We start from the raw sequence: 24,249 nt of genomic DNA, 5'->3' as shown, positions 1-24,249 counted from the left end.
TCCCCCGATGGCGTGCCCCGGAAGCGCGAATGCTCCCTATGGGGTCTTATGTCACTTAAGTGATACTTGGGACCCCTGGGAGGCACCAATGCGCCGAGCCACCCGCGCCTCGTGGACCGCCTGCGTCGTCTGCGCCGCGCTCGCCGCGACCGGCTGCGGCAGTGACAGCGGTGACGGCGGCGGCGGTTCGTCGGGCGGAGGCGACATCGTCACCGCGCAGTGGGGCGACCCGCAGAACCCGCTGGAGCCGGCGAACGTCAACGAGGTCCAGGGCGGCAAGGTCCTCAAGCTGATCACCCGCGGGCTCGTCACGTACGACCCGGAGACCGCCGAGCCGCAGAACATGCTCGCCGAGTCCATCGAGAGCGACGACCGGCAGAACTGGACGGTCAAGGTCAAGAAGGGCCACCGGTTCAGCAACGGCGAGCCGGTCACCGCCAAGTCCTTCACCGACGCCTGGAACTACGCCGCCAACATCAAGAACCAGCAGGTCAACAGCACCTTCTTCCAGTACATCGAGGGCTACGACGCGGTCCACCCGACCGACGAGGGCGCCGAACCGACCGCGCAGAAGCTGTCCGGGCTGAAAGTCGTCGACGACCAGACGTTTACCGTCAAGCTGTCGCAGAAGTTCGCCATCTGGCCCGACACCCTCGGCTACCCGGCCTTCGCGCCGCTCCCGCAGGCGTTCTTCGACGACCACGACGCGTACCTCGACAAGCCCATCGGCAACGGCCCGTACAAGATCGACTCGTACTCCAAGGGCACGTCGATGAAGCTCGTCAAGGACAACAGGTACCGGGGCGACGACACGGCCAAGAACGACGGCATCGAGCTGAAGGTCTACACCGACCAGAACACGGCCTACACCGACCTCCAGGCCGGCAACCTCGACGTCTCCGACGAACTGCCCGCCGGCCAGCTCGCCAACGCCGAGAGCGACCTCGGCGACCGCTTCATCAACCAGAAGGCCGGCATCATCCAGACCCTCGCCTACCCGCTCTACGACGACGGCTGGGGCGGAGACGACAAGGTCGACCTGCGCCGCGGGATCTCCATGGCGATCGACCGCGAGCAGATCACCAAGCAGATCTACAACGACACCCGCATCCCCGCCAAGGACTGGACCTCCCCGGTCATCGGTGAGAAGGGCGGCTTCGACGACACGATCTGCGGCGACCTGTGCACGTTCGACCCGGAGCGGGCCAAGAAGCTGATCGAGGACGCCGGCGGCCTCCCCGGCGGCAAGCTGACGATCTCCTCCAACGTCGACACCGGCTCGCACAAGGAGTGGATGGACGCGGTCTGCAACAGCATCAACAAGACGCTCGGCAAGGAGAACGCCTGCGTCGTCGACCCGGTCGGCACCTTCGCGGACTTCCGCACCCAGGTCGTGGACCGCGAGTTCACCGGCCCGTTCCGCTCCGGCTGGCAGATGGACTACCCGCTGATCGAGAACTTCCTCGCGCCCACGTACTACACCGGCGCGTCCTCCAACGACGGCGAGTACAGCAACAAGAAGTTCGACGACCTCCTCGACCAGGCCAACGCCGCCGAGGACACCGCCGCCGCCGTCGAGACGTACAAGGAGGCGGAGCGGCTGCTCGCCGAGGACGTACCGGCGATCCCGCTGTGGTACCAGAACGGCATCGCCGGCCACTCCGAGCGGGTCTCCGACGTCAGGCTCGACCCCTTCAGCGTGCCGTACTACCCGGACATCAAGGTCGACTAGCTGCACGCACGGCGGTCCGCCGCCGCGGTGACGGGAGGAGCGGACACGCGAGGAGAGGAGGGGCGCCATGGGCCGCTACGTGATCCGGCGGCTGCTGCAGATGATCCCGGTGTTCATCGGCACCACGTTCCTCATCTTCTTCATGGTGTACGCGCTCGGCGACCCGGTCGCCGCCATGTTCGGCGACCGGGCGCCCGACCCCGCGACCGCGGCGCAGATCCGCAGGGACCTCAACCTCGACAAGCCCCTGTGGCAGCAATACGTGCTCTACATGGGCAACATCTTCACCGGCGACTTCGGCCAGGCGTTCAACGGTCAGCCGGTGCTGGACCTGATGCGCAGCGCGTGGCCGATCACCGTCCGGCTCGCCCTGCTCGCCGTGCTCTTCGAGATGATCATCGGCATCACCCTCGGCGTGATCTCCGGGCTCAGGCGCGGCCGGGCGGTGGACACGGGGGTGCTGTTCGTCACGCTGGTGGTCATCTCCATCCCGACGTTCGTCACCGGCTACGTGCTGCAGTACCTGCTCGGCGTCAGGTGGGGCTGGGTCAAGCCCGCGGTGTCGGCCGAGGCGCCGCTGGACGAGCTGATCCTGCCGGCCGTGGTGCTGGCGCTGGTGTCGCTGGCGTACACCACGCGGCTGACCCGTACCTCCGTGGCCGAGAACGCCCGCGCCGACTACGTCCGCACCGCCGTCGCCAAGGGCCTGCCGCGCCGCCGCATCACCGTCCGCCACCTGCTGCGCAACTCCCTCATCCCGGTCGTGACCTTCATCGGCATCGACATCGGCAACCTCATGGGCGGCGCGATCGTCACCGAGCGGATCTTCAACATCCAGGGCGTCGGCTACCAGCTCTGGCAGGGCGTGCTGCGGCAGAACGCCCCCACGGTCGTCGGCTTCGTGACCGTCCTCGTCATCGTCTACCTGCTCGCGAACCTGCTGGTGGACGTGTTGTACGCGGTCCTCGACCCCCGGATCCGCTATGCCTGAGCGCTACGAGGAGAAGCAGCGGGCGGACTTCGCGACCCAGGAGGCGGAGACGCTGCCCGGCAGCGACGTCCTGCAGGCCGAGCACGACGGCACCGCCGCCACGGACCAGCCGGCCCGCAGCCTGTGGTCCGACGCCTGGCACGACCTGAGCCGCAACCCCGTCTTCGTCGTCGCCGGGCTGCTGATCCTCTTCCTGATCTTCATCTCCCTGTGGCCCGGCGTGGTGGCCACCGGCAGCCCGTACGACTGCGACATCGCCAAGCGCAACCTCGGGGCCGAGTCCGGGCACCCCTTCGGCTTCGACAGCCAGGGCTGCGACGTCTACAACCGCACCGTCTACGGCGCCCGCGCCTCGCTGACCGTCTGCACCCTGGCGACCCTCGGCGCCGCCGTCCTCGGCACCGTACTCGGCGGCCTCGCCGGCTTCTTCGGCGGCTGGGGCGACGCGGTCCTGTCCCGTATCACCGAGGTGTTCTTCGGCATCCCGATCCTGCTGGGCGGCCTGGTCTTCCTCTCCGTGATCAAGAGCGGGTCGGTCTGGCCGGTGATCGGGCTGATCGTGCTGCTGGGCTGGCCGCAGGTGGCGCGGATCGCGCGCGGCTCGGTGATCACGGCCAAGCAGAACGACTACGTGCAGGCCGCCCGCACGCTCGGCGCCTCCACCGGGCGCATCATGCTGCGGCACGTGCTGCCCAACGCGATCGCGCCGATCATCGTCGTCGCGACCATCGCCCTCGGTACGTACGTGGCGCTGGAGGCGACGCTGTCGTTCCTCGGCGTCGGCCTCAAGCCGCCGACCGTCTCCTGGGGCGGCGACATCTCCACCGCCTCGCAGCAGATCCGCAACGCGCCGCACGCCCTGCTGTGGCCGGCCGGGGCGCTGAGCCTGACCGTGCTGGCGTTCATCATGCTCGGCGACGCGGTGCGCGACGCGCTCGATCCGAAGCTCAGGTGAGGTGCCCGTGACCGCGCTGCTCGACGTCCGCGACCTGCAGGTGGAGTTCCGCACCCGGGAAGGGGTGGCGAACGCCGTCAACGGCGTCTCGTACGACGTGGCGGCGGGCGAGACGCTGGCGGTGCTCGGCGAGTCCGGCTCGGGCAAGTCCGTCACCGCGCAGGCGGTGATGGGCATCCTCGACTCGCCGCCCGGGTTCGTCACCGGCGGGCAAGTGCTCTTCCAGGGCGAGGACCTGCTGACGCTGGGCCGCGAGGCGCGGCGCAGGGTGCGCGGCGAGCGGATGGCGATGATCTTCCAGGACGCGCTGTCGTCGCTCAACCCGGTGCTGAGCGTGGGCTTCCAGCTGGGCGAGATGTTCCGCGTACACCGCGGCGCAAGCCGGTCGACGGCCAGGGCCGGGGCGATCGAGCTGATGGAACGGGTACGGATCCCGGCCGCCCGGGAGCGGGTCGACGACTACCCGCACCAGTTCTCCGGCGGCATGCGGCAGCGGATCATGATCGCGATGGCGCTGGCGCTCGGCCCGGAGCTGATCATCGCGGACGAGCCGACGACGGCCCTCGACGTGACCGTGCAGGCGCAGGTGATGGACCTGCTCGCGGAGCTGCGCGAGGAGACGGGGATGGGGCTCATCCTCATCACCCACGACCTGGGCGTGGTCGCGGACGTCGCCGACAAGATCGCGGTCATGTACGCGGGCCGGATCATGGAGACGGCGCCCGTACACGACCTGTACAAGGCGCCGGCGCACCCGTACACCCGCGGGCTGCTGGACTCCATCCCGCGGCTGGACCAGAAGGGCCAGGAGCTGAGCGCCATCCGCGGCACCCCGCCCAGCCTGCTCGCCATCCCCCCGGGCTGCCCCTTCAACCCCCGCTGCCCCCGCGTCCAGGACGTCTGCCTGACCGACCGCCCGCCGCTGTACGAGGTGACGGACGACGCGGGGCGCCCTCTCGCCGGGCGGGGGAGCGCGTGTCACTTCTGGAGGGACCAGTTGCATGATCAGCCGTGAGGTGTCGTGGGGGGAAGGTGTGCCGGATGGGCCGCCTTCTTTGTTTTGGGTGGTTCGGGTGGTGGGGTCGGGCGGCTCGGTGGGCGGGCGTTGGTCCGGGTATGGCCGGGCCTGCGAGGCCATTGCGCGTGTCACTCGTGAGGTGCCGCGAGGGGATGAGCCTCGGCGTTGCCCTCTTTCGGGGTTTCCCGGCGTGGGACCGGGCGGCGTGGGACCGGGCGGCTCGGGCCTGCGCCCGTCCGGGTATGGCCCGGCCGGCGAGGCCACCGTATGACCAGCCCCGAGGTGACCGAGACGCGGCCGGACGCGCCGGGCGGGGAGACCATCCTCGAAGTGCGCGACCTCGTCAAGCACTTCCCTCTCACCCAGGGGATCGTCTTCCACCGGCTGATCGGTGCCGTGCAGGCCGTCGACGGCGTCTCCTTCGACCTCCGCCGCGGCGAAACCCTCGGCATCGTCGGCGAGTCCGGCTGCGGCAAGTCGACCATCGCCAAGATGCTGGTCAGCCTGGAGCGGCCGACGGCCGGCCGGATCCGGTACAAGGGCGAGGACATCACCCGGCTGTCCGGGCGCGCGCTGCGGGCGGTGCGGCGCAACATCCAGATGGTCTTCCAGGACCCGTACACCTCGCTCAACCCGCGGATGACCGTCGGCGACATCGTCGGCGAGCCGTACGACATCCATCCCGAGGTAGCGCCCAAGGGCAGCCGGCGGGCGCGGGTGCAGGAACTGCTGGACGTCGTCGGCCTCAACCCCGAGCACATCAACCGCTACCCGCACCAGTTCTCCGGCGGGCAGCGGCAGCGGATCGGGATCGCGCGCGGGCTCGCGCTGCGGCCGGAGGTCATCGTCGCGGACGAACCGGTCTCGGCGCTCGACGTGTCCGTGCAGGCGCAGGTGGTGAACCTGCTGGAGCGGCTGCAGGACGAGTTCCACCTGTCGTACATCTTCATCGCTCACGACCTGTCCGTCGTCCGGCACATCTCGGACCGGGTCGCGGTCATGTACCTGGGCCGGATCGTGGAGTCCGGCACGGACACGGCGATCTACGAGCACGCCACGCACCCGTACACGCAGGCGCTGCTCTCGGCGGTGCCGGTGCCCGACCCCGAGGCGCGGGAGACGCGGGGGCGGATCCTGCTTGCCGGCGACGTGCCGTCGCCGGCGGACCCGCCGTCGGGGTGCCGGTTCCGGACGCGGTGCTGGAAGGCGCAGCCGGTGTGCGCGGAGAAGGACCCGGCGCTGGACGTGCCGCCGTGGTTCCGGGAGGCGGAGGGGGCGGTGGCGCACCCGTCGGCGTGCCACTTCGCGGCGGAGTGGGAGGACGAGGAGAAGCCGCCGGGGAGCGCGTAGGCCGACGGGGCGAATCTGCCGGAGAGAGGGAAGTCTGGTTAGTCGGTTTTATCGCGTATTAGTGATAGCGATGGTGGGCGTCGGCCACTGATGCCCCGTCACCGAGCAGAGGACGTCCACCATGAAGCGTTTGTCACGCCGTCGGCTCCGCGTGCTGAGTGGGGCGCTGCTCGCCGCGTCGGCCCTTGCGGGCGCGACGCCGGCCGTCCACGCGGCGCCGGCCGCCGCCGGGGCCGTGGAGCTGGTGCCGGAGGGGTGGGAGGTGCCTGTGGCGGATGTGGTGGAGGGGGCGGGGGAGGAGGGCTTCTGGGAGGGGTACGGGCCGGCCGGCTCCGCGGCGGATGCGGGCGCGGAGACCGGAGCCCCGGCCTCCGGAGGTTCGGAGAGCGCGGTCGAGAGTGAGGCCGGGCTGCCGGTGCCGGAGGTGGAGGTGGAGGTGGAGGCCGGGTCGGAGCGGGCCGGGTCCGACGCAGAATCCGCGGTCCCGGGGGCGGAGTTCGAGGACGAGGAGGCCGACGCCGGGACGCCGGGCAGCCGGGCCGACGCTGCGGCACCCGGCGGCACCGAGACCGGCGGGCCGGCGACCGGGGCCGAATTCCCCGCGGCCGAGTCCTCCCGCGCCGAACGCTCAGAGGCCCAGCCCTCCGCGGCAGAACCCTCCCGCGCCGAAGACTCCGCGGCTGAGCCCTCCCGCCCCCAGCCCTCCGCAGCCGAACGCTCCGAGGCGGAACTCCCCGCGGTCGAACCCTCCCGTGCCGAACGCTCCGGGGCGGGATTCCCCGCGGCCGAACTCTCCCGCGCCGAACGCGCCGGGGCGGAATTCTCCCGCCCTGAAGCCTCCGCGGCCGAACTCCCCGCGGTCGAACCGCCCCTGTCCCTACTCCTCAGGCGCGAAGCCCCTGCGGCCGAACACCCCGCCGCCGTAGTCTCCGCGGCCGAGGCCCCCGAGGCTGCACGCCCCCGCACCGATGTCCCCCACCCCGAGACCCCCGCCGCCGAACCCCCCGCTTCCGCGGCCCCGGCGCCCGGCGCGACCGACGACTCCGGGGCGGGGGCCGCGGGCGGGATCAACGAGGACGGCGACGGCTTCGAGCCGCCCGATCGCCGTACCCCTGCTTCCGCGTACGACTTCGACTACGAGGCCGATGCCGACAAGGCCGCCGCGCAACTGTCACACACCGGCGCCGACTTCTGGCTCGCGCTTGGCTCCGGCCTCGGCGGCCTCGCTGCCCTTGGCGCCGGGGCTGTCGTGGTGGCCCGCAGGCGACGTCAAGCGTGACGCTCCCTGCAGCGCGGCGGATGGGCCCCGTGGCAGCACCGCGGGGCCCGTCGTCGTACGTCGTGGGCGCCTCGTCCGTCTCCGGCCGCCCGCGCCGGAGGCGGCTCGCGCTTGGCTCCGGCCTCGGCGGCCTGGCCGCCCTCGGCGCCGGGGTCGTCGTGGTGGCCCGCAGGCGACGTCACGCCTGACGCCCCCTGCAGTACGGCGGACGGGCCCCGTGGCAGCACCGCGGGGCCCGTCGTCGTACGTCGTCGGCGCCCCATCCGCCTCCGGCCGCCCGCGCCGGAGGCGGCCCGCGCCGGAGGCGACTCGTGCCGGAGGTGTCAGTCGATGTCGATGACACCCACCCGCTTCTCCGGGTCCGTCGCGCGCAGCGGGCCCATCAAGGCGCTCGCCACGTCGTTCGGCGTGATCTCCGTCTTGCTGCCGTCGCCGCGCTGGACGAGGAGCCCGACGAAGGTGCGGCCGTAGAGCTCCTCCAGCTTCTCCAGGTCGAACTTCGGCGCCAGCTTGCCGTCCGGCGTCGCCTGCATCGTCAGGAACTGCGAGATCGAGTTCTCCGGGCTGAACTCGATGTAAGCGTCGCCCGCCTGCACGAAGACGCTGCCGGACATGGCGGTCTTGGCGAATCCGTTCATCGCGGAGTCGAACTCCGCCTGGCTGACGGCCGGTTCCTGCTGCGAGACCGGCAGCGTCACCGGCTCGTTCGCACCGCCGGCGGCGCGCTCGTCGAACGCCTCCTGCACCGCGCTCATGGACTTGTCCACGTCCACGGCCTCATGCGGCTCGCCCTTCACGGGCACCGCCTCGCCGTCGACGAACCGGATCATGCCGTCCTTGCCGCCGCCCGTCTCGTCGGCGATCTCCTGCAGCTGGGCGCGGAGCTTGTCCTCGTCGTCGACCATCGCCGGGTCGACCTCGCGGGAGCCGCCGAAGAGCGAGCCGATGACGGACACCGGGTTGTAGTCGCTGCCCATCGCCGAGCGGACGCTCTCCGCGGTGTCGATGCCGAGGCCCGCAGACTGCAATGTCAGCTCCTGCTCGTCGTCGCCGACGCGCAGGACGAGCGGCGCCTTCGTACGCTCCTGGAGGGCGGCGTCGAGCTTGGACACCGCCTGGTCGCGGGAGCTGCCGCCGATGTCGACGCCGAGGACGGTCGTGCCCTTCGGCACGTCGTCGTTGTTGAGGACGAGCCCGGCGCCGTACGCGATGCAGAGCACCCCGAACACGCCGGCGCCGGCCATGACGGCGAGCTTCTTGCGGTCGCCGCGGGGGGCCCGGCCCGCCGGGCTCCCGGAGCGGGAGCGGGCGGCGGAGGCGGGGGCGGGCGGCGGCACGGGCGGGGAGTCGCTGCCCGGTACGGGTACAGGGCCGGGACCAGGGCCGGGGGGCGGCGCGGCGCCGGGGCCGGGGCCGATCGGCGGCTGCCCGGGGGGCATGAACCCCGGTGCGGGCGTGGCCTCCTGGGGGTACCGCGGGCCCTCCGGGCCGGGGCCGCCCTGCGGGATGCCGTGCGTCGGGGTGTGCCCGGGGCCGTGGCGCGGCGGGCCGGCCTGCGGTACGCCGTGGGCCGGCGTGTGCCCGGGGCCTTGCGGCACTCCGTGCGCCGGAGTGGGGTCGGGGCCCGGCGGCACCGCGGGGATGCCGCCGACGGCGGTGTCGCCCATGCCGCCGGTGGGCGCCGGCGGCGCGGCGGGGCCGCGCAGGGTGCGGCCGGCGGCCGGGGCGGCGGGCTTGAGCGGCATGCTGCCGGTGGCGGGACCCGACGTCGGGCCGGCGGGTACGCCGCCGGGACCGGCCGGTCCGCCGGGGCTGCCGGGGCCGCCGCGGGGCGTGCCGCCGGCCGGAGTGGGGCGTACCGGCAGGGCGTTCGCCGGGTCGTCCCCGGCGAAGCCGTGGCCGCTCTCGCTCACCGGCACCTCCACGGACCCGGTGTCCGTGGGCGCCGGGTGCGCCGGCGGGACGCCGACCGGCGGGGTGTCTATCGGCCCGCCGAGCCCACCCGGCCCACCCGGCCCGCCCGGGGGCGCGAAGGCGGGGAACTGCATCCCGGAGCCGTCCGTGGTGCCCGTGGGGCCCGCGGGGGGGTTCATCGGCGGCGGGCCAGGCGGCGGTCCGGCGGGCGCCGGGGGCGCCGCCTCGGGGGCGCCCTGCGCGGACGTCGTGTCCTTCGGCGTCTTGCGGGGGGCGAACCAGTCGCTCGTCGCCGGCTTGGCGTCGCCGCCCTGCCCGTTCGCGGACGCCGCGGCGGCCTCCGCCGGGCCGGGCGGGGGCGCGGGGGCGCCGGCGCCGTCGGGGTCCTCCGCCCCGTCTTCGAGGGGCTTGCGCACCACGACGGGCGGGATCGGCCGGGAACCGGGGATGTTGATCCGGATCCGGGTCGTCAGCGTCGTCTCGGTCGCGGGAACGCCCGCGTCGCCGTCCGGGCCCGCCCCGGTGCCCGGAGCGGGCACGGGGGGACCGGCGGTCGGCGAGTCCGGTCCCGCGTACGGCGGGGTCCCCGACGGATACGCGGCGTCGCCGCGTCCCTCGGGACCGGATTGCGGACTGTCATTCTCTCGGCTCACGGCAGGTCTCCCGTAGTGCTCCGCCGCCCGTCACGGCACTCGCGGGCAGCTCGGCGGCGCGCACCACCATACTTGTCCGCTCCGACACCGACGCCCGGTAACCGCATTCGGCCACCCGCGCGAAGGCGTAGTTGGCGGCCGTCGACGTCCAACAGAGCACGTCACTCCGGGAGTCGGGACGGCGCGTCGTCCGTCGAGACGAGCCGCGGCAGGGTGGTGCACATCACAGCGATCAGCAACCCGCCGAAGATGAAGAGCTGTGGCCCGAGCCCGGAGACGAAGACGAAGTCGCCCTCGGGGCGGTTGAGCGACATGGCGATCACCGCGAGCAGCCAGCCGCCGCCCGCGGCGACGCCCCCGCTACCCCCGCCGCGTCCGTCGATGGCCACCCCGGCGCCGTAGCAGAGGGCGCCGACGGCGGCGAGGGCGAGCAGCATCCCGCCCGGCGACCAGGCCGCCTGGACGAGCGACCCGGCGGCCCCCACGAGGGCGCCGAGCAGCACGGCGGCCAGGTACGCGAGGACGCGCCCGAGCGTCACGGGCTGCGCGAGGGCGCTGCCGGGGTACGGGGCGGCGGGGCGGCGCGCGGGTGGGCTCGTCGTGGCGGCGCCGGCCCGGCTCCGCTTCCCCGCGCCCCCGCCGCGGTTGCCCCCGGCGCCGTTGCCCGAGCCGCCGTGGCCCGCGCCGCGGTTGCCTCCGGCGCCGTTGCCTCCGCTCGCCTTCCCTCCGCTCGCCTTCCCTCCGCCCGCCTTCCCGCCGCGCGAGCCCCCGTTCCCGCCGCGCGCGGCGGACTTGGGGCGTACGGCCCGCTTCTTGGCGCTCACGCCGTCACCTCCGCGAACAAGTCGGTCTCCGGGGACCCCGGACCGTGCCGGGCGGCATCCGCGCCGCCGGCGAGCCGGAAGTGCTCCGTGGTCAGAATCGGCTGGCCCAGGCCGTTGGAGAGGGCGAAGAAGCCGTCGGCGACGGTGATCTGCGTCGCGTGCGCCGTCAGCGCGCGGGCCTTCGCCGCCGCGTACGCGCCGCCGTCCACGGCCGCCGTGACCTCGTCGTCGTCGACGACGCCCGGCAGGTCCGCGAGGGTCGCCGGGGCGGCGAAGGGGCGGCCGGCCGCGGCCAGCTCGGCGAGGCCCTTCTCCGCCGCGGTGCGCGCGACGCAGGTCCAGTAGATGCGGGCCACCGCCCACGGTTCGGCGGCGTCCTCGCCGGGCGCGCGGTACGAGGCGTCCGCGGCCAGCTCCGCGGCGCGCGTCGCGACGCGGTGGGCCTGGATGTGGTCGGGATGGCCGTAGCCGCCGTCCGGGTCGTACGTGACCAGCACCTGGGGCCGTACCTCGCGGATCACCGGCACCAGCAGTCCCGCCGCCTCGTCGACGTCGGCGGACCAGAACGTGCCGGGGCGGCCGTTCGTGTCGAGGCCGCTCATGCCCGAGTCGCGGAAGCGCCCGGGGCCGCCGAGGAAGCGGTGGTCGGTGACGCCCAGCGCCCGCATGGCGGCGGCGAGTTCACCGGCCCGGTACGGGCCGAGCCGGTCCTCCCGCCCGGGTCCCAGCCGGGCGAGCGAGGGCGGGATGATCTCGCCTTCCTCCCCCAGGGTGCACGTCACCAGCGTGACGAGGGCGCCCTCGGCGGCGTACCGCGCCATGGTGGCGCCGGTGGTGATCGTCTCGTCGTCCGGATGCGCATGCACCAGCAGCAGCCTGCGCGGCGGAAGCTCCCTGCTCATGGAGGGAAGCCTAGACGAGGGGACGGGAGGTCCCGGGGCACGTGTGCGGAGGTCAGAACTCGATGCTCTCGATCATGTCCGCGACGTTCTGTGTCACGTCGTCGATGGTCGGCGCCATCGACGAACTCGCGAGGTAGAAGCCCAGCAGTATGCACACCACTGCGTGCCCGCCTTTGAGGCCGCTCTTCTTGATGAGCAGGTAGACGATGATCGCGAGCAGTAGCACTAGCGAGATCGACAGAGCCACAGCGGCTCACCTCCCGGGACCTGTGGTCGGGTCATCTGACGGGCCACGAGATGCATGCCCGCCGCGCGCACGCATCATAACTATCGGTGCCCGTGCATCGTTCGGCGCACCGGCGCATGGAGGGGTCGCACGCGCCGGGCCGCCGCGGGGCGCTGACGGGGCCGTCGCGGCGGGTGGCGGAGAGGGCGACGCGGGGGTCCGCCCGGCGGTCACCAGGGGGGCGGGGAGGAGGGCTCCTGCCAGCGGGAGAGCGGCTCCGCCATGGGGTCGCGCTCGCCGCGGCCGGCGAGCGCGAACAGGATGACGAAGCCGGCGAGGAGCAGCCCGATCCCGGTGACGGCCCGCAACTGGTACTCCGTGGCCAGGTCGCCGAAGTTCTCGAAGACCTCGGCCTTCAGGTACCGGGAGGTGTCGGCGGCGCCCCAGCCCAGGACGAGCGCGCCCGCGGTCATGCCCAGCGGGCGGGCGAGCGCGGCCCGTTTGGCGGCGGCCACGGCGGCGACGAAGCAGAAGGCGGCGACCGCCCACTTGCCGTACGCGGCCGGGGGCATCAGCAGCGCGTACGTGGTGCCCTCGCCGGTGAGCCGGTCGCCGTACGCGCTCCAGCCGTCGACCGTGGCGACGCGCAGCTCCCACGCCGCGAACGCCAGCGCGGCGACGGCGAGGAAGACGAGACCGGTTCCCGCGGCGCCGCGGGAGGGCCGGTGCGGCGGCTGCTCGTCGGACAGGAGGTAGCCGGCGCCTGCGGAGTCCACCGGCCGGCGGCCGGCGGCGACGGAGATGAGCAGCACCGCGCCGAGGGTGACGGCGGCGCCGGCGGAGAGCAGCGCGCGGTTGCGCAGGTCCTGGTCGACGCCCTGCATCCAGTCGGCCGTCAGCGTCCACAGCGCGGGGGCGCGCAGCAGGATCGTGGCCGCGCCGGCCGCGCCGAGCGCGCCGGCGGCGGCGGCGGAGTGCAGGGCGGTCACGCCGGCGACGGCGTAGACGCCGACGAGGACGGGGTCGTACAGAGAGGTGCCCCAGGGGCTTTCGGGAGCGGACTCGGGGGTGCCCGCCCAGAACCACCACAGGTCGGGCAGGCTCGCCGAGACGTCCACGTCCCGGCCGATCCACACGAGCGAGAGCAGGGCGAGGAGCGCGCAGCACACGGCACCGAAGACGCGTGCACCGCGCACCAGTATGTGTCCTTGTTCCATCGCCGGCCGACCCCCGATACGCAACCGTGTGCCTTGTGGGCCCACTGGCACCCAGGTCTACACCTCTCCGCACCGCCGGACAACACTCTCGGCACGACCGGTCGGACGGCGGCGGACGGGCGGCGGACGGTGGGCCGGATCCGGCCGGGCCGGCGTGAAGGCCGGGCCCGGCCGGGTGACGGCACCCGCACGGCCGTACGCTCCCCAGAGTGACGCGTTCGTATATCGGTGATACGACAGGTGGGTTGCCGACGTGTTAACGACCTTCGGGGCGATTTATCGGTCATGTCGGTCACTAAGGCGGCTTGTCAAGCACGTAGGGACCTCAATCTGCAAAACATACGCTCAAGAAGCGATACCGCACCTCGCCTTACCCCGCCACCCCCTTGACTGGGGGATGAATCGATTGCGAAAGTCCGGTCAACCACCGCAGCGTGCACGGGCGCTGCGGCATACGCGGTTCGGGAGCTCAAACCTATGGACAGTACGGTCCCGGCCACTGCGGAGGGGCCCCAGGGCACTCCGTACGACCCCGCACGGCTGGAGCGGGGCGCGGCCGGCCCAGAGGGGCAGCAATCCGCCGAGCACATCGGCAAGTCCCCTGGCCAGCTGATGTGGCAGCGCTTCAAGCGCGACCGCGCGGGCGTTATATCCGCGTATGTCGTCGGCTTCTTCGTGCTGATCGCGATCTGCGCCCCGCTGATCTCGAAGCTGTACGGGAAGTCGCCGTACACGCTGTACAACTCGGCCACCGGCAAGCCCGAGCTGTTCGACCCTCTCGGCTACCCGATCAAGCCCAACGGCGGTATCAGCGGCGAGTTCTGGTTCGGCCTGGAGCCCATCCTCGGCCGGGACGTCTTCACGCTGCTGATCTACAGCATCCGGACCTCGCTGGCCATCGCCGTCGCGGTGACGCTCCTCACCGTCACCGTCGGCGTCCTGCTGGGCGTGGCCGCCGGCTTCACCGGCGGTCGCACCGACACGCTGATCGGCCGCTTCACCGACCTGATGATGGCGTTCCCGAGCCAGCTGTTCTTCGTGGCGTTCATGCCCGTCATCACCGCGATGTTCGTCGCTCCCGAGGACGCGACGCCGACCTGGTTGCGGGTCGCGGTGCTGATCGGCGTGCTCGCGGCGCTGAACTGGATGCGCATGGCGCGCATCGTGCGCGGTGTTGCGCTGTCGATGCGGGAGCGCGAGTTCGTCGAGGCCGCCAAGGTGAGCGGGGCGTCGAACTGGCGAATCATCCGCAAGGAGATGCTGCCGAACCTCGTCACACCCATTCTCGTGCAGGGAACCTTCGAGCTGCCGCTCGTCGTGACGAGCGCCGCGGGACTGTCGTTCCTCGGCGTCGGCCTGGTGAACCCGACCCCGGACTGGGGTCTGATGTTCTCCCGGGCCGCGGACGTGTCCGAGACCGTTCCCACGTTCATGTTCTTCCCCGGCATCGCCATGGTGATCTTCGTGGTCGCCTTCAACCTGCTGGGGGACTCCGTCCGCGACGCGTTCGATCCGAAGGCCGCGCGCTGACGTTCGTACCGCCGCCAGGGTGCGACCGGCCGTGGCAACGGGTGAACACGCACACAGCAAGTCAAGACCGACAGACAGGGTGGTTAGACAGTGAGAATCAGGGGTGCACGCAGATCGCACGCCGTGGTGGCGGCGCTCGCAGCGGGGGCCTTGGCCCTGAGCGGTTGCAGCAGCGGCTCGGAGAACACCGACGCCAACCAGGACGACAAGAAGAAGGCGGCGGAGCAGCAGGCGCAGATCCCGTTCGGTGACGCCAAGGCGTCCACCGGCCCCGCTCCCGAGGTGAAGGGCGCCCAGGAGGGCGGCACGATCCCCGTCATGCAGCGCGACAGCTACGCGCACCTCGACCCGGGTCAGATATACGTCTCGGACGAGGGCGCCCTGGCGCGGCTGATCCACCGCGGGCTGACCGGCTACAAGGCCGACTTCGACGGCAAGCAGACCCTCGTCGGCGACCTCGCCACGGACAGCGGCACGCCTTCCGACGGCGGCCGCACCTGGACGTACACGCTCAAGGACAACATCAAGTGGGCCGACGGCACGGACATCACGTCCAAGGACGTCCGGCACACCTTCGAGCGGCAGTTCGCCGAGTTCATCAACGACGGTCCGGTCTACATCCAGCAGTGGCTGTCCAACGAGCCCGGCACCGACTACCGCAAGCTGCTGCCCGACGGCCCGTACAAGGGCGACCACCTGCCGGACTCCGTCCTGGAGACGCCGGACGACAAGACCATCGTCTTCAAGTTCAAGGAGCCGAAGCCGGACCTCCCGTACGCCCTGGCGATGTCGGGCTACTCGATGGTCTCCGAGGCGAAGGACACCCAGGAGAAGTACGACAAGGCCCCGATGACCGCGGGCCCGTACAAGATCGAGTCCTTCAAGACCGGCAAGTCGATGACGCTGGTCAAGAACGAGCACTGGGACCCGGCGACCGACGCGACGCGGAACGCCTACCCGGACAAGTACGAGATCACGTTCAACATCCAGTTCGAGACCTCGGCCGAGCGGCTGATGGCCGACCAGGGTGAGAACAAGAACTCGGTCAGCTTCACCAACAACGTGGACGCCGCCACGCTGCCGAAGCTGAACAAGGACCCCGACGCCCAGAAGCGCTCGGTCAACGGCTACCAGCCGTACGTCGCCCAGATGGCCATCAACATGGACCGGGTGAAGAACAAGAAGGTCCGCGAGGCCATCGCGTACGCGCTGCCCATCCAGCCCTACCAGCAGGCGTTCGGCGGCCCGCAGGGCCAGGAGCTGGCCGGCGGCCTGATCAGCCCGACCGTCTCCGGCTACGAGGAGGGCTTCGACCCCTTCGGCAAGCTGAAGAAGCCGCTGGGCGACCCGGCCGCGGCCAAGAAGATCCTCGAAGAGGCCGGCGAGACCGGGTACAAGATCACCTGGGGCTACATCAACACCCCCGAGGGCCAGAACTACTCGCCCACGATGGAGAAGACCCTGGAGGAAGCGGGCTTCGACGTCCAGCGCAAGGAGATCTCGGCCGAGACGTACTACGACGAGATCGGCGTCGTGGACAACGAGTTCGACATGTACGTGAGCGCGTGGGGCGCCGACTGGCCGTCGGCCAGCACCGTGGTCCCGCCGCTGTACGACGGCCGGCAGATCCAGGACGGTTCGTCGAACTACTCGCACACCAACGACGACCACATCAACTCCGAGATCGACCGGATCCAGAAGATCGCGGACCCGGCCGAGGCGGCCAAGGAGTGGAACACCCTCTCCCAGTACGTGGTGGAGGACCTCATCTCCAACATCCCCATGACGTACTACAAGCAGATCCAGCTCTACGGATCGAACATCGGCGGCGTCCAGTACGACGACGTCATCGGTGACATCGACCCGCGGAAGCTCTACCTGAAGCAGTAGCACCACCTCCGGTGCGCGGGGCGCCCGCCCGATCGGCGGGCCCCCGCGCACCCACCCTTCAGTCCACGTCGCCGCTTTGTCCTTCGAAAGCAGCCCACAGTCATGCTTCGTTTCCTGATTCGCCGGACAATCGGCGCATTGATCATCCTGCTGATCCTCAGCGCGGTCTGTTTCTTCCTGTTCTTCGCCGTTCCGCGTGACCCCGCCCGCATCTCCTGCGGCGAGAAGTGCACGCCGGAAAACCTGGAGCTGATCCGCAGGTCCCTCGGCCTCGACGATCCCGTCCCGGTGCAGTACTGGAACTTCCTCTCCGGCATCTTCGCCGGCCGTTCCTACCCGACGGGCGAGTGCCCGGCGCCCTGCCTCGGCCGCTCGTTCGTGCACGACGAGAACGTCCTCACCCTCATCCAGGACCGCTTCCCCACCACGCTGTCGCTCACCATCGGCGCGGCCGTCGTGTTCCTCTTCTTCGGAGTCGGCGCCGGCATGGTCGCCGCCTGGCGGCGCGGCACGGCGCTCGACAAGTTCGTCAGCGGCAGCTCGCTGGTCATCGGCTCGCTACAGATCTACTTCATCGGCCCGCTCGTGCTGTGGGCGCTGGTGTACAGCACCGGACTCTTCGGCGACCCGGCGTACAACGCCTTCACCGAGAACCCGTGGAAATGGGCGGTCGGACTGATTCTCCCCTGGGCGGTGCTCTCCACGATCTTCGCGTCGAACTACACCCGTATGGTGCGGTCCACGATGATCGAGCAGTTGCAGGAGGAACACGTCAGAACGGCCAAGGCCAAGGGCATGTCGTCAGGCACGGTCTTCTTCCGCTACGCCTGGCGCGGCGCCCTGATCCCGGTCGTCACGATCTTCGGCATCGACCTCGGTACCCTGCTCGGCGGGGCGATCATCACCGAGTTCACCTTCTCGCTGCCGGGCCTCGGCCAGCTCTCCATCGCGTCCGTGTTCAGGGCGGACCTGCCGGTGCTCATGGGCGTGCTGCTGTTCTCGTCCACCATGATCATCCTGATGAACGTCATCGTCGATGCGGCGTACGCCTTCATCGACCCGCGCATCCGTCTGTCCTAGGAGAAGAGCAGTGACCACCCTGACCAAGGAATCGGAAGGTTCCGCTCCGTCCGCGGGCGGTGCCTTCCTCTCGGTGCAGGACCTGCGCGTGCAGTTCACCACCGAGGACGGCGTCGTCAAGGCCGTCGACGGTCTCTCCTTCGACGTCGAGCGCGGCAAGACCCTGGGCATCGTCGGCGAGTCCGGTTCCGGCAAGTCGGTCACCAACCTGACCGTGCTGGGCCTGCACAACCAGATGTTCACCAACATCGAGGGCTCCATCAGCCTCGACGGCGAGGAGCTGATCGGCGCGCCCGAGCGCAAGCTGGAGAAGCTGCGCGGCAACAAGATGGCGATGATCTTCCAGGATCCGCTGACCGCGCTCTCGCCCTTCTACACGGTCGGCCGGCAGATCGCCGAGCCGTACCGCAAGCACATGGGCGTCTCCAAGCGCGAGGCGCACCAGCGGGCCGTGGAGATGCTGGACAAGGTCGGCATCCCCAACGCCAAGCTGCGTGCGGACGACTACCCGCACCAGTTCTCCGGCGGCATGCGGCAGCGCGCCATGATCGCGATGGCGCTGGTCTGCAACCCCGACCTGCTGATCGCCGACGAACCGACCACCGCGCTCGACGTGACCGTGCAGGCGCAGATCCTCGACCTGCTCAGGAACCTGCAGGACGAGTTCGGCTCCGCGATCGTCTTCATCACCCACGACCTCGGCGTCATCGCCAACGTCGCGGACGACATCCTGGTGATGTACGCGGGGCGCGCCGTGGAGCGGGGCACCACGCGCGAGGTGCTGCGCAAGCCGGAGCACCCGTACACCTGGGGCCTGCTGAGCAGCATGCCGCGGCTCTCCTCGGACGTGAACGTCCCGCTCACGCCGATCAAGGGCACCCCGCCCAGCCTGCTGAGCCCGCCGCCGGGCTGCCCGTTCCACCCGCGGTGCGGCTTCGTCCAGGAGGTGGGCGGTACCGCCTGCCGTACGGACCGGCCGGAGCTGCCCGACGGCCGCGGGGCCGCCTGCCACCTGAGCGCCGGGCAGAAGCAGGACATCTTCATCGAGCAGATCAAGCCCCGGCTGGGCTAGGGAGAGACTGACCACCATGAGCGAAGAACTCACCCTCCCCGGCCCCCGGGACGACACCCCGACAGCGGCGGGCGAGGAGCTGCTCACCGTCGAAGGGCTCACGAAGCACTTCCCGATCATGGGCGGCTTCCCGATCAAGCGGCGGGTCGGCGCGGTGCAGGCGGTCGACGGCGTCGACCTGGAGGTGCGTGCGGCCGAGAGCCTGGGCCTGGTCGGCGAGTCCGGCTGCGGCAAGTCGACGACCGGGCGGCTGCTCACGCGGCTGCTGGAGCCGACCGGCGGCAAGATCACGTACCGCGGCCAGGACATCACGTACGCCAAGCGCAAGCAGCTGGCGCCGATCCGGTCCGAGATCCAGATGATCTTCCAGGACCCGTACTCGTCGCTGAACCCGCGGCAGACCGTCGGCACCATCATCAGCAGCCCGATGGAGGTCAACGGGATCAACCCGCCCGGCGGCCGGGAGAAGCGGGTCCGCGAGCTGCTGGAGACCGTCGGCCTCAACCCCGAGCACTACAACCGCTTCCCGCACGAGTTCTCCGGCGGCCAGCGGCAGCGCATCGGGGTGGCGCGGGCGCTGGCGCTGGGGCCGAAGCTGATCGTGGCGGACGAGCCGGTCTCGGCGCTGGACGTGTCGATCCAGGCGCAGGTCGTCAACCTGCTGCAGGATCTGCAGCGGGAGATGGGCATCGCGTTCCTGTTCATCGCGCACGACCTGGCGATCGTCCGGCACTTCTCGCAGCGCGTCGCGGTCATGTACCTCGGGAAGATCGTCGAGACGGGCGACCGGGACGACATCTACACCCGGCCGCGGCACCCGTACACCCACGCCCTGCTCTCCGCCGTCCCGGAGGCGAACCTCTCGGAGGACGAGGACGCGGCGCCGCGGGAGCGCATCCGGCTGGCGGGCGACGTGCCGTCGCCGATCAACCCGCCGTCGGGGTGCCGGTTCCGCACGCGGTGCTGGAAGGCGCAGGACCTGTGCGCGGAGAAGGAGCCCCCGCTGGTGCAGATCGGCGGGAACCGGGGCGGGCACCTGACGGCGTGCCACTTCCCGGAGGAGCCGACGGTGGAGCGCGAGGAAGTGGTCATCATGGACAAGGCGCTGGCGGCGCTGGAGGACATCCCGGGCGCGTCTCCGGTGAAGGAGTAGCGGCGGGGCGTACGTCGCGCAGGGGCGCGGGGGCCGGTGCCGGGGCTGTTGCCCGGTGGCGGTCCCCGCGTCGTCGGTTCGGGCCCGGGCGCGGCCCGGGCGCGGCCGGTTGAGGCGGGCCCGGTCAGTTGAGGCGGGCGCGGGCCGCGCGGGCCTCGCGGCGCAGGGTTTCGGCGGCCTGCGGCTCCATCGCCGCTATCACCGCGGCGTACTCCTCCAGCTCGGCCGCCCCGGTGACGAAGTCGCCGCGGGCGATGAGCAGTTGTGCCCGCTCGTGGCGCAGCCGGGCGGGGTGGCTGGGCAGCAGGAGCGAGAGTTCGACGGCCGCGAGCTGGACGCCGGACTGTTCGGGCCGCGGGGCGGCCCAGGCGCGGATGTTGTTGAGGATGCGCAGCACGATGTCCAGCGGGTCGGCGGGCTTGAGCAGCGCGGGCGACAGCGGCTCGCCGCCGCCGGCCCCGGCGGCCAGCGACTCGGCGTCGGCGAGGGAGAGGAGCCGGCCGCCGTCGAAGGGGTCGGCCAGCACGGGGTCGCCCGCGGCGGGCGCGGCGGGGTCGCCGGGGTCGCCGGGGCGGGCGGGGGGTGGTGCGGCGCGGGAGGGGCCGGGCTTGCCGGTGGCGGGCGTGCCGGTGGGGGGTGGGCCGAAGCCGACGACGAAGTGTCCGGGGAGGGCCACGCCGTACACCGGGGCCCCGGCGCGGCGGGCGACCTCCATCCAGACCACGGAGAGCATGATCGGCAGGCCGCGGCGGCGCCGCAGCACCTCGTGCAGCTGCGACGACTCCAGCAGGCGGTAGTCCCCGGGCGTCCCGTGGAACCCGCAGCGCTCCCCGAGCAGCTCGGCGGCGGCCCGCGCCCACGCGCGGGGCCCGCCGGGGGCGTACGGCAACTGCCCGGCCAACTCGTCCAGCTCGATCTGCACGGCGTCGATGCCGTCCTCGTCGAGCCCGGGGCCGGTCTCGGCGCCGACGAGCAGGCAGAGCAGCGCGAGGTCGGGCCGCGGCGCGCGTGCCTCCTCCGCGAACCGGGCCCGGTGACCGACGCCGGGCAAACTCATGCCTCCATTGTGCGACGCACCGCCCCCCAACGTCCCGGGCAACGGGAGACCCCCCCGCCGCCGGTGCTTAGTCCGTCGGGTGACACCGGTAGTGGTAGGCGTGGTGGGTGGTGAAGCCGAGGCCGGCGTAGAGGGACAGGGCCGGGGCGTTGTCCGGCTCCACCTGGAGGTACGCCGCCGAGGCGCCCTCCTGCAGCGCCCGGTCCGCCAGGGCGGCCATCACCGTCGTGGCCAGCCCGCGGCGGCGGTGCGCCGGGGCCACCTCGACCGCCGCGAACCCCGCCCAGCGGCCGTCGACCACGCAGCGCCCGATCGCCGCCGGTGCGCCGTCCGGCCCCGGGACCGTCGCGAACCACACCGACGGGCCGCCCTCCAGCACCGTCCGCGCCGCCGGCGTCAGCTCCCCGGCCCGGTTGTAGAGCGAGAACCAGGCCGCGGACGCCGTACGGGACAGCTCCACCCGCCCCGTGTCTGCGCCGCCCCCGCCGCCCGCGTCCGGGCCGCCCGTGTCCGCCACCGGCGCCAGCTCGCCGACCTGCATGAGCGCCGCCCGCCGCACCGTCCAGCCGCGCGCGTCCAGCTCCGCCGCCAGCGCCTCCCCGGTGCCCTCCGCGCCCTCTGCGCCCTCTGCACCTGTCGCGACCTGCACCAGCGCCGGCAGCCCCCGCGCCCCGTACCACCGCGTGACCTGCGCCAGCGCCGCGTCCAGCGGCAGCCCGGGGTCGCCCGACGGCAGCACGGAGTTGGCCCGGCTGGTGAAGCCGTCCGAGGCCCGCAGCGTCCAGTCGCCCAGCCGCTCGCTCTCCACCGGCGGCCACCCGCGCGCCGCGACCCGCGTCAGCTCCGCCGCCGAGGCCGCCGGGCCGCGGCGCCGGGCCGGCGCGGCCGGCACGACCTTCGCCGCCACCACGGCCGACTCCGGGATCCGCACGACCTCGCCGTTCCGTCTCGTGAGACGAAGCTCCCCGGCGTCCCACGATGTGAGCACGCCGACCGCGTCCGTAAACCGCGCGGCTGCCTCGCAGGCATCTGTCAGTCGCCGAACTGAAACGCGTTTTCCCACGTCAGCAGGGGTGATACGGACTTCGAGCCGCGCCCCAGTGGTGAATTCCACAGCTCTCCACGCCCCTCTTGTTCGCTCCGTGCCCGGGAACGGAGATACTAGATGCGGGCATCGACACGCCGCGCTCCCGCGCCGCCAGCCTGATCGAGGAGGAACGACAGCGTGACCTACGTCATCGCAGAGCCTTGTGTGGACCTCAAGGACAAGGCCTGCATTGAGGAGTGCCCCGTCGACTGCATCTACGAGGGCCAGAGGTTCTTGTACATCCACCCGGACGAGTGCGTCGACTGCGGTGCTTGCGAGCCGGTCTGCCCTGTGGAGGCGATCTTCTACGAGGACGATACTCCGGAGGAGTGGAAGGACTACTACAAGGTGAACGTCGAGTTCTTCGACGACCTCGGATCGCCCGGTGGCGCCTCGAAGCTCGGCCTGATCGAGCGGGACCACCCGATCGTCGCGGCCCTGCCGCCGCAGGAGCACGACGAGTAACACCCGAGAACCACGGCGACACGCACGCATCGCCCCCGCCCATCGGCTCCGGGCTGATCGGCGGGGGCTGTTGCGTCGCCGTCGCCCGTCACCCGTCGCCCGTCGACTGAGGACTGTGAGAGTGCGACCCGTCACCTCCCGGCTGCCGGTCTTCCCCTGGGACCGGCTGGAGCCCTACAAGACCGCGGCCGCCGCCCATCCCGGCGGCATCGTCGACCTGTCCGTCGGCACCCCCGTCGACCCCGTTCCCGAGGTGGTCAGGGCCGCGCTCGCCGACGCCGCCGACAGCCCCGGCTACCCGCTCGCCTGGGGCACCCCGGAGCTGCGCGAGGCCATCGCCGGCTGGTTCGGCCGGCGGCTCGGGGCCGCGGTCGGGCCGGACGCGGTGCTGCCGGCGATCGGCACCAAGGAGCTGGTCGGCTGGCTGCCGACGCTGCTGGGGCTGGAGCCGGGGGACCAGGTGGCGTATCCGGAGCTGGCGTATCCGACGTACGAGATCGGGGCGCTGACGGCGCGCGCGGAGCCCGTGACGTACGCCGACCCGGTCGTGGACCTCGACCCGGCGCGGGTGCGGCTCCTCTGGCTCAACACCCCGTCCAACCCCACCGGGCGCACGATGGACGCGGCCGAGCTGCGCCGCGCGGTCGCGTGGGCGCGCGCGCACGGCGTGCTCGTCGCCTCCGACGAGTGCTATCTGGAGCTGGGCTGGGAGACCGAGCCGGTCTCCGTGCTGCACCCGTCGGTCAGCGAGGGCTCGTACGAGGGACTGCTCGCCGTGCACTCGCTGTCGAAGCGCTCCAACCTCGCCGGCTACCGCGCGGGGTTCGCCGGCGGCGACGCGGCGGTGGTGCGCGAGCTGGTCGCGGTGCGCAGGCACACCGGGATGATGGTGCCGAAGCCGGTGCAGCAGGCCATGATCGCCGCGCTGGGCGACCGGCGGCACGTGGCGGAGCAGCGCGAGCGCTACGCCCGTCGGCGGGCCGCGCTGCGCGGGGCGCTGACGGGGGCGGGCTTCCGGATCGAGCACAGCGAGGCGTCGCTGTATCTGTGGGCGACGCGGGACGAGCCGTGCTGGGACACGGTCGCGGAGCTGGCGAAGCTGGGGATCGCGGTGGCGCCCGGGGAGTTCTACGGGGCCGCGGGGGAGCGGTTCGTACGGGTGGCGTTCACGGCCACGGACGAGCGCGTGGCCGCCGCCGTGGAGCGGCTGGGGGCGCTGCGGGGCTGAGACCGCGGCTGCAGGGCTGAGGCCGCGGCTGCGGGTCTGAGGCCGCGGCTGCGGGGTTGAGCGATCCGGCGCGTCTCGTACGCCGCCGGCGGTCCCGCCGCGGCGCAGACGAGCCGCCGGGCCCGCGGAGGACGGCTCCGCGGGCCACCGGCGGCCTCGTGGGTCAGCCGGGCAGGCTCAGATGAGGCCCGCCGGGCTGGGCAGGTCGGGCTGGAGGTTCGCGGCGGCGCCGCCGACCGCGTTGTTGCCCTGCTCGACGGTCCTGCCGGTGGTCTCCTGCACGGTGGTCAGGGCCTTCTCGGTGGTCGGGCCGGCGTCCTCGCCGACCTGCGTCACGGTCTCGGCGCCGGCGTTGAGCACCTCACTGCCGGTCTGGGAAGCGGTCTCGGGCAGCGCGCCGGTTTCCAGGGCGCTGGCCGGGTTCAGGCCGTTCGTGCTCGGCAGCTCGACGGCGCTTGCGGCACCCGCGGCGCCGACGACCGGGGCGGCACCCGCGGCGACGACGAGTGCGACCCGGGCGAGGTGGCGCTTGAGGGGGTGGGACATGGTGCTCCTTTGACGGAGGGTTACTGACAGGTCGTGTCCGCCGTGCGGACGCCGTGACTACCGCGCGAGGCGCCGGAAGG

22 protein-coding genes are annotated in these 24,249 nt (G+C 72.1%); 14 read left to right on the top strand and 8 right to left on the bottom strand.

Going from position 1 to position 24,249, the window contains the following annotated elements:
- Positions 1 to 88 precede the first annotated feature (88 nt).
- The 7 genes from T328_RS09835 (at position 89) to T328_RS09805 (ending at position 7,513) form a co-directional block, all read left to right on the top strand.
- The gene (locus tag T328_RS09835) at positions 89 to 1,732 is read left to right on the top strand and encodes a peptide ABC transporter substrate-binding protein (RefSeq protein ID WP_496495552.1); all 1,644 of its coding nucleotides are present in this window, start codon (positions 89 to 91) and stop codon (positions 1,730 to 1,732) included.
- A 67-nt stretch (positions 1,733 to 1,799) separates the two neighbouring features.
- Positions 1,800 to 2,723: an ABC transporter permease gene (locus T328_RS09830; RefSeq protein ID WP_496495551.1), complete on the top strand. Its 924-nt coding sequence runs from the start codon at positions 1,800 to 1,802 to the stop codon at positions 2,721 to 2,723.
- Positions 2,716 to 3,678: an ABC transporter permease gene (locus T328_RS09825; protein WP_496495550.1), complete on the top strand. Its 963-nt coding sequence runs from the start codon at positions 2,716 to 2,718 to the stop codon at positions 3,676 to 3,678. Before T328_RS09830 ends, T328_RS09825 begins: the two co-directional genes overlap by 8 nt.
- Before the next feature lie 7 nt (positions 3,679 to 3,685).
- Entirely contained in the window at positions 3,686 to 4,693 is a 1,008-nt protein-coding gene (locus T328_RS09820) for an ABC transporter ATP-binding protein (protein ID WP_496495549.1), read from the top strand.
- Between the two features lie 270 nt (positions 4,694 to 4,963).
- The gene (locus tag T328_RS09815; protein ID WP_496495548.1) at positions 4,964 to 6,046 is read left to right on the top strand and encodes an ABC transporter ATP-binding protein; all 1,083 of its coding nucleotides are present in this window, start codon (positions 4,964 to 4,966) and stop codon (positions 6,044 to 6,046) included.
- A gap of 121 nt (positions 6,047 to 6,167) precedes the next feature.
- Positions 6,168 to 7,325 carry a hypothetical protein gene (locus tag T328_RS09810; protein WP_496495547.1) on the top strand — a complete coding sequence of 386 codons (1,158 nt, stop codon included), beginning with the start codon at positions 6,168 to 6,170 and terminating at the stop codon, positions 7,323 to 7,325.
- Between the two features lie 29 nt (positions 7,326 to 7,354).
- A complete protein-coding gene (locus T328_RS09805; RefSeq protein ID WP_496495546.1) occupies positions 7,355 to 7,513 on the top strand; it encodes a hypothetical protein in 159 nt (52 codons plus the stop codon).
- 135 nt (positions 7,514 to 7,648) lie between these two features.
- Here the strand turns inward: T328_RS09805 and T328_RS09800 are convergent, their stop codons facing one another.
- The 5 genes from T328_RS09800 to T328_RS09780 form a co-directional block, all read right to left on the bottom strand.
- Complete coding sequence (locus T328_RS09800) at positions 7,649 to 9,778, bottom strand: peptidoglycan binding domain-containing protein (protein WP_496495545.1); 2,130 nt, start codon at positions 9,776 to 9,778, stop codon at positions 7,649 to 7,651.
- Positions 9,779 to 10,053: 275 nt separating this feature from the next.
- Positions 10,054 to 10,716: a DUF6113 family protein gene (locus tag T328_RS09795; RefSeq protein ID WP_496495544.1), complete on the bottom strand. Its 663-nt coding sequence runs from the start codon at positions 10,714 to 10,716 to the stop codon at positions 10,054 to 10,056.
- On the bottom strand, positions 10,713 to 11,618 hold the full coding sequence (mshB, locus tag T328_RS09790; RefSeq protein ID WP_496495543.1) for an N-acetyl-1-D-myo-inositol-2-amino-2-deoxy-alpha-D-glucopyranoside deacetylase: 906 nt from the start codon (positions 11,616 to 11,618) through the stop codon (positions 10,713 to 10,715). Before mshB ends, T328_RS09795 begins: the two co-directional genes overlap by 4 nt.
- Before the next feature lie 52 nt (positions 11,619 to 11,670).
- A complete protein-coding gene (locus T328_RS09785; RefSeq protein WP_496495542.1) occupies positions 11,671 to 11,865 on the bottom strand; it encodes a hypothetical protein in 195 nt (64 codons plus the stop codon).
- A 209-nt stretch (positions 11,866 to 12,074) separates the two neighbouring features.
- Positions 12,075 to 13,040: a hypothetical protein gene (locus T328_RS09780; RefSeq protein WP_496495541.1), complete on the bottom strand. Its 966-nt coding sequence runs from the start codon at positions 13,038 to 13,040 to the stop codon at positions 12,075 to 12,077.
- Between the two features lie 498 nt (positions 13,041 to 13,538).
- Here T328_RS09780 and T328_RS09775 point away from each other — a divergent pair, with 498 nt between their 5' ends.
- From T328_RS09775 to T328_RS09755, 5 genes are all read left to right on the top strand, one after another.
- A complete protein-coding gene (locus T328_RS09775; RefSeq protein WP_496495540.1) occupies positions 13,539 to 14,591 on the top strand; it encodes an ABC transporter permease in 1,053 nt (350 codons plus the stop codon).
- Positions 14,592 to 14,741: 150 nt separating this feature from the next.
- Positions 14,742 to 16,481, top strand: coding sequence for an ABC transporter substrate-binding protein (locus T328_RS09770; protein ID WP_496495539.1), 1,740 nt, complete (start codon positions 14,742 to 14,744; stop codon positions 16,479 to 16,481).
- A gap of 102 nt (positions 16,482 to 16,583) precedes the next feature.
- Entirely contained in the window at positions 16,584 to 17,561 is a 978-nt protein-coding gene (locus T328_RS09765) for an ABC transporter permease (RefSeq protein ID WP_496495538.1), read from the top strand.
- A gap of 10 nt (positions 17,562 to 17,571) precedes the next feature.
- Entirely contained in the window at positions 17,572 to 18,633 is a 1,062-nt protein-coding gene (locus T328_RS09760) for an ABC transporter ATP-binding protein (protein WP_496495537.1), read from the top strand.
- A gap of 16 nt (positions 18,634 to 18,649) precedes the next feature.
- Positions 18,650 to 19,786 (top strand): ABC transporter ATP-binding protein, encoded by a 1,137-nt coding sequence (locus tag T328_RS09755; protein ID WP_496495536.1) that lies wholly within the window; start codon positions 18,650 to 18,652, stop codon positions 19,784 to 19,786.
- Between the two features lie 124 nt (positions 19,787 to 19,910).
- Here T328_RS09755 and T328_RS09750 read toward each other — a convergent pair whose 3' ends face one another.
- On the bottom strand, positions 19,911 to 20,843 hold the full coding sequence (locus T328_RS09750; RefSeq protein WP_496495535.1) for a transglutaminase family protein: 933 nt from the start codon (positions 20,841 to 20,843) through the stop codon (positions 19,911 to 19,913).
- Positions 20,844 to 20,910: 67 nt separating this feature from the next.
- Positions 20,911 to 21,957, bottom strand: a complete 1,047-nt coding sequence (locus T328_RS09745; protein ID WP_496495534.1) for a GNAT family N-acetyltransferase — start codon at positions 21,955 to 21,957, stop codon at positions 20,911 to 20,913.
- Positions 21,958 to 22,068: 111 nt separating this feature from the next.
- Between T328_RS09745 and fdxA the strand changes: the two genes are divergently transcribed.
- Positions 22,069 to 22,395: a ferredoxin gene (gene fdxA / locus T328_RS09740; RefSeq protein ID WP_027754067.1), complete on the top strand. Its 327-nt coding sequence runs from the start codon at positions 22,069 to 22,071 to the stop codon at positions 22,393 to 22,395.
- Between the two features lie 121 nt (positions 22,396 to 22,516).
- Positions 22,517 to 23,623: a succinyldiaminopimelate transaminase gene (gene dapC, locus T328_RS09735; RefSeq protein WP_496495533.1), complete on the top strand. Its 1,107-nt coding sequence runs from the start codon at positions 22,517 to 22,519 to the stop codon at positions 23,621 to 23,623.
- Positions 23,624 to 23,800: 177 nt separating this feature from the next.
- Here dapC and T328_RS09730 read toward each other — a convergent pair whose 3' ends face one another.
- The gene (locus T328_RS09730) at positions 23,801 to 24,169 is read right to left on the bottom strand and encodes a hypothetical protein (protein ID WP_496495532.1); all 369 of its coding nucleotides are present in this window, start codon (positions 24,167 to 24,169) and stop codon (positions 23,801 to 23,803) included.
- Positions 24,170 to 24,249: the final 80 nt, after the last annotated feature.

This window comes from Streptomyces sp. CNX435, assembly GCF_059570575.1.
Note: the sequence above shows the minus strand (reverse complement) of the source record. Positions and strands in the feature narration are given on the sequence as shown.

Excerpts from the sequence above, each read along its gene's own strand:
- T328_RS09835 (WP_496495552.1), top strand. The coding sequence starts at position 89 with ATGCGCCGAGCCACCCGCGCCTCGTGGACCGCCTGCGTCGTCTGCGCC.
- T328_RS09830 (WP_496495551.1), top strand. The coding sequence starts at position 1,800 with ATGGGCCGCTACGTGATCCGGCGGCTGCTGCAGATGATCCCGGTGTTC.
- T328_RS09825 (WP_496495550.1), top strand. The coding sequence starts at position 2,716 with ATGCCTGAGCGCTACGAGGAGAAGCAGCGGGCGGACTTCGCGACCCAG.
- T328_RS09815 (WP_496495548.1), top strand. The coding sequence starts at position 4,964 with ATGACCAGCCCCGAGGTGACCGAGACGCGGCCGGACGCGCCGGGCGGG.
- T328_RS09810 (WP_496495547.1), top strand. The coding sequence starts at position 6,168 with ATGAAGCGTTTGTCACGCCGTCGGCTCCGCGTGCTGAGTGGGGCGCTG.
- mshB (WP_496495543.1), bottom strand. The coding sequence starts at position 11,618 with ATGAGCAGGGAGCTTCCGCCGCGCAGGCTGCTGCTGGTGCATGCGCAT.
- T328_RS09775 (WP_496495540.1), top strand. The coding sequence starts at position 13,539 with ATGGACAGTACGGTCCCGGCCACTGCGGAGGGGCCCCAGGGCACTCCG.
- T328_RS09765 (WP_496495538.1), top strand. The coding sequence starts at position 16,584 with ATGCTTCGTTTCCTGATTCGCCGGACAATCGGCGCATTGATCATCCTG.
- T328_RS09755 (WP_496495536.1), top strand. The coding sequence starts at position 18,650 with ATGAGCGAAGAACTCACCCTCCCCGGCCCCCGGGACGACACCCCGACA.
- T328_RS09750 (WP_496495535.1), bottom strand. The coding sequence starts at position 20,843 with ATGAGTTTGCCCGGCGTCGGTCACCGGGCCCGGTTCGCGGAGGAGGCA.
- T328_RS09730 (WP_496495532.1), bottom strand. The coding sequence starts at position 24,169 with ATGTCCCACCCCCTCAAGCGCCACCTCGCCCGGGTCGCACTCGTCGTC.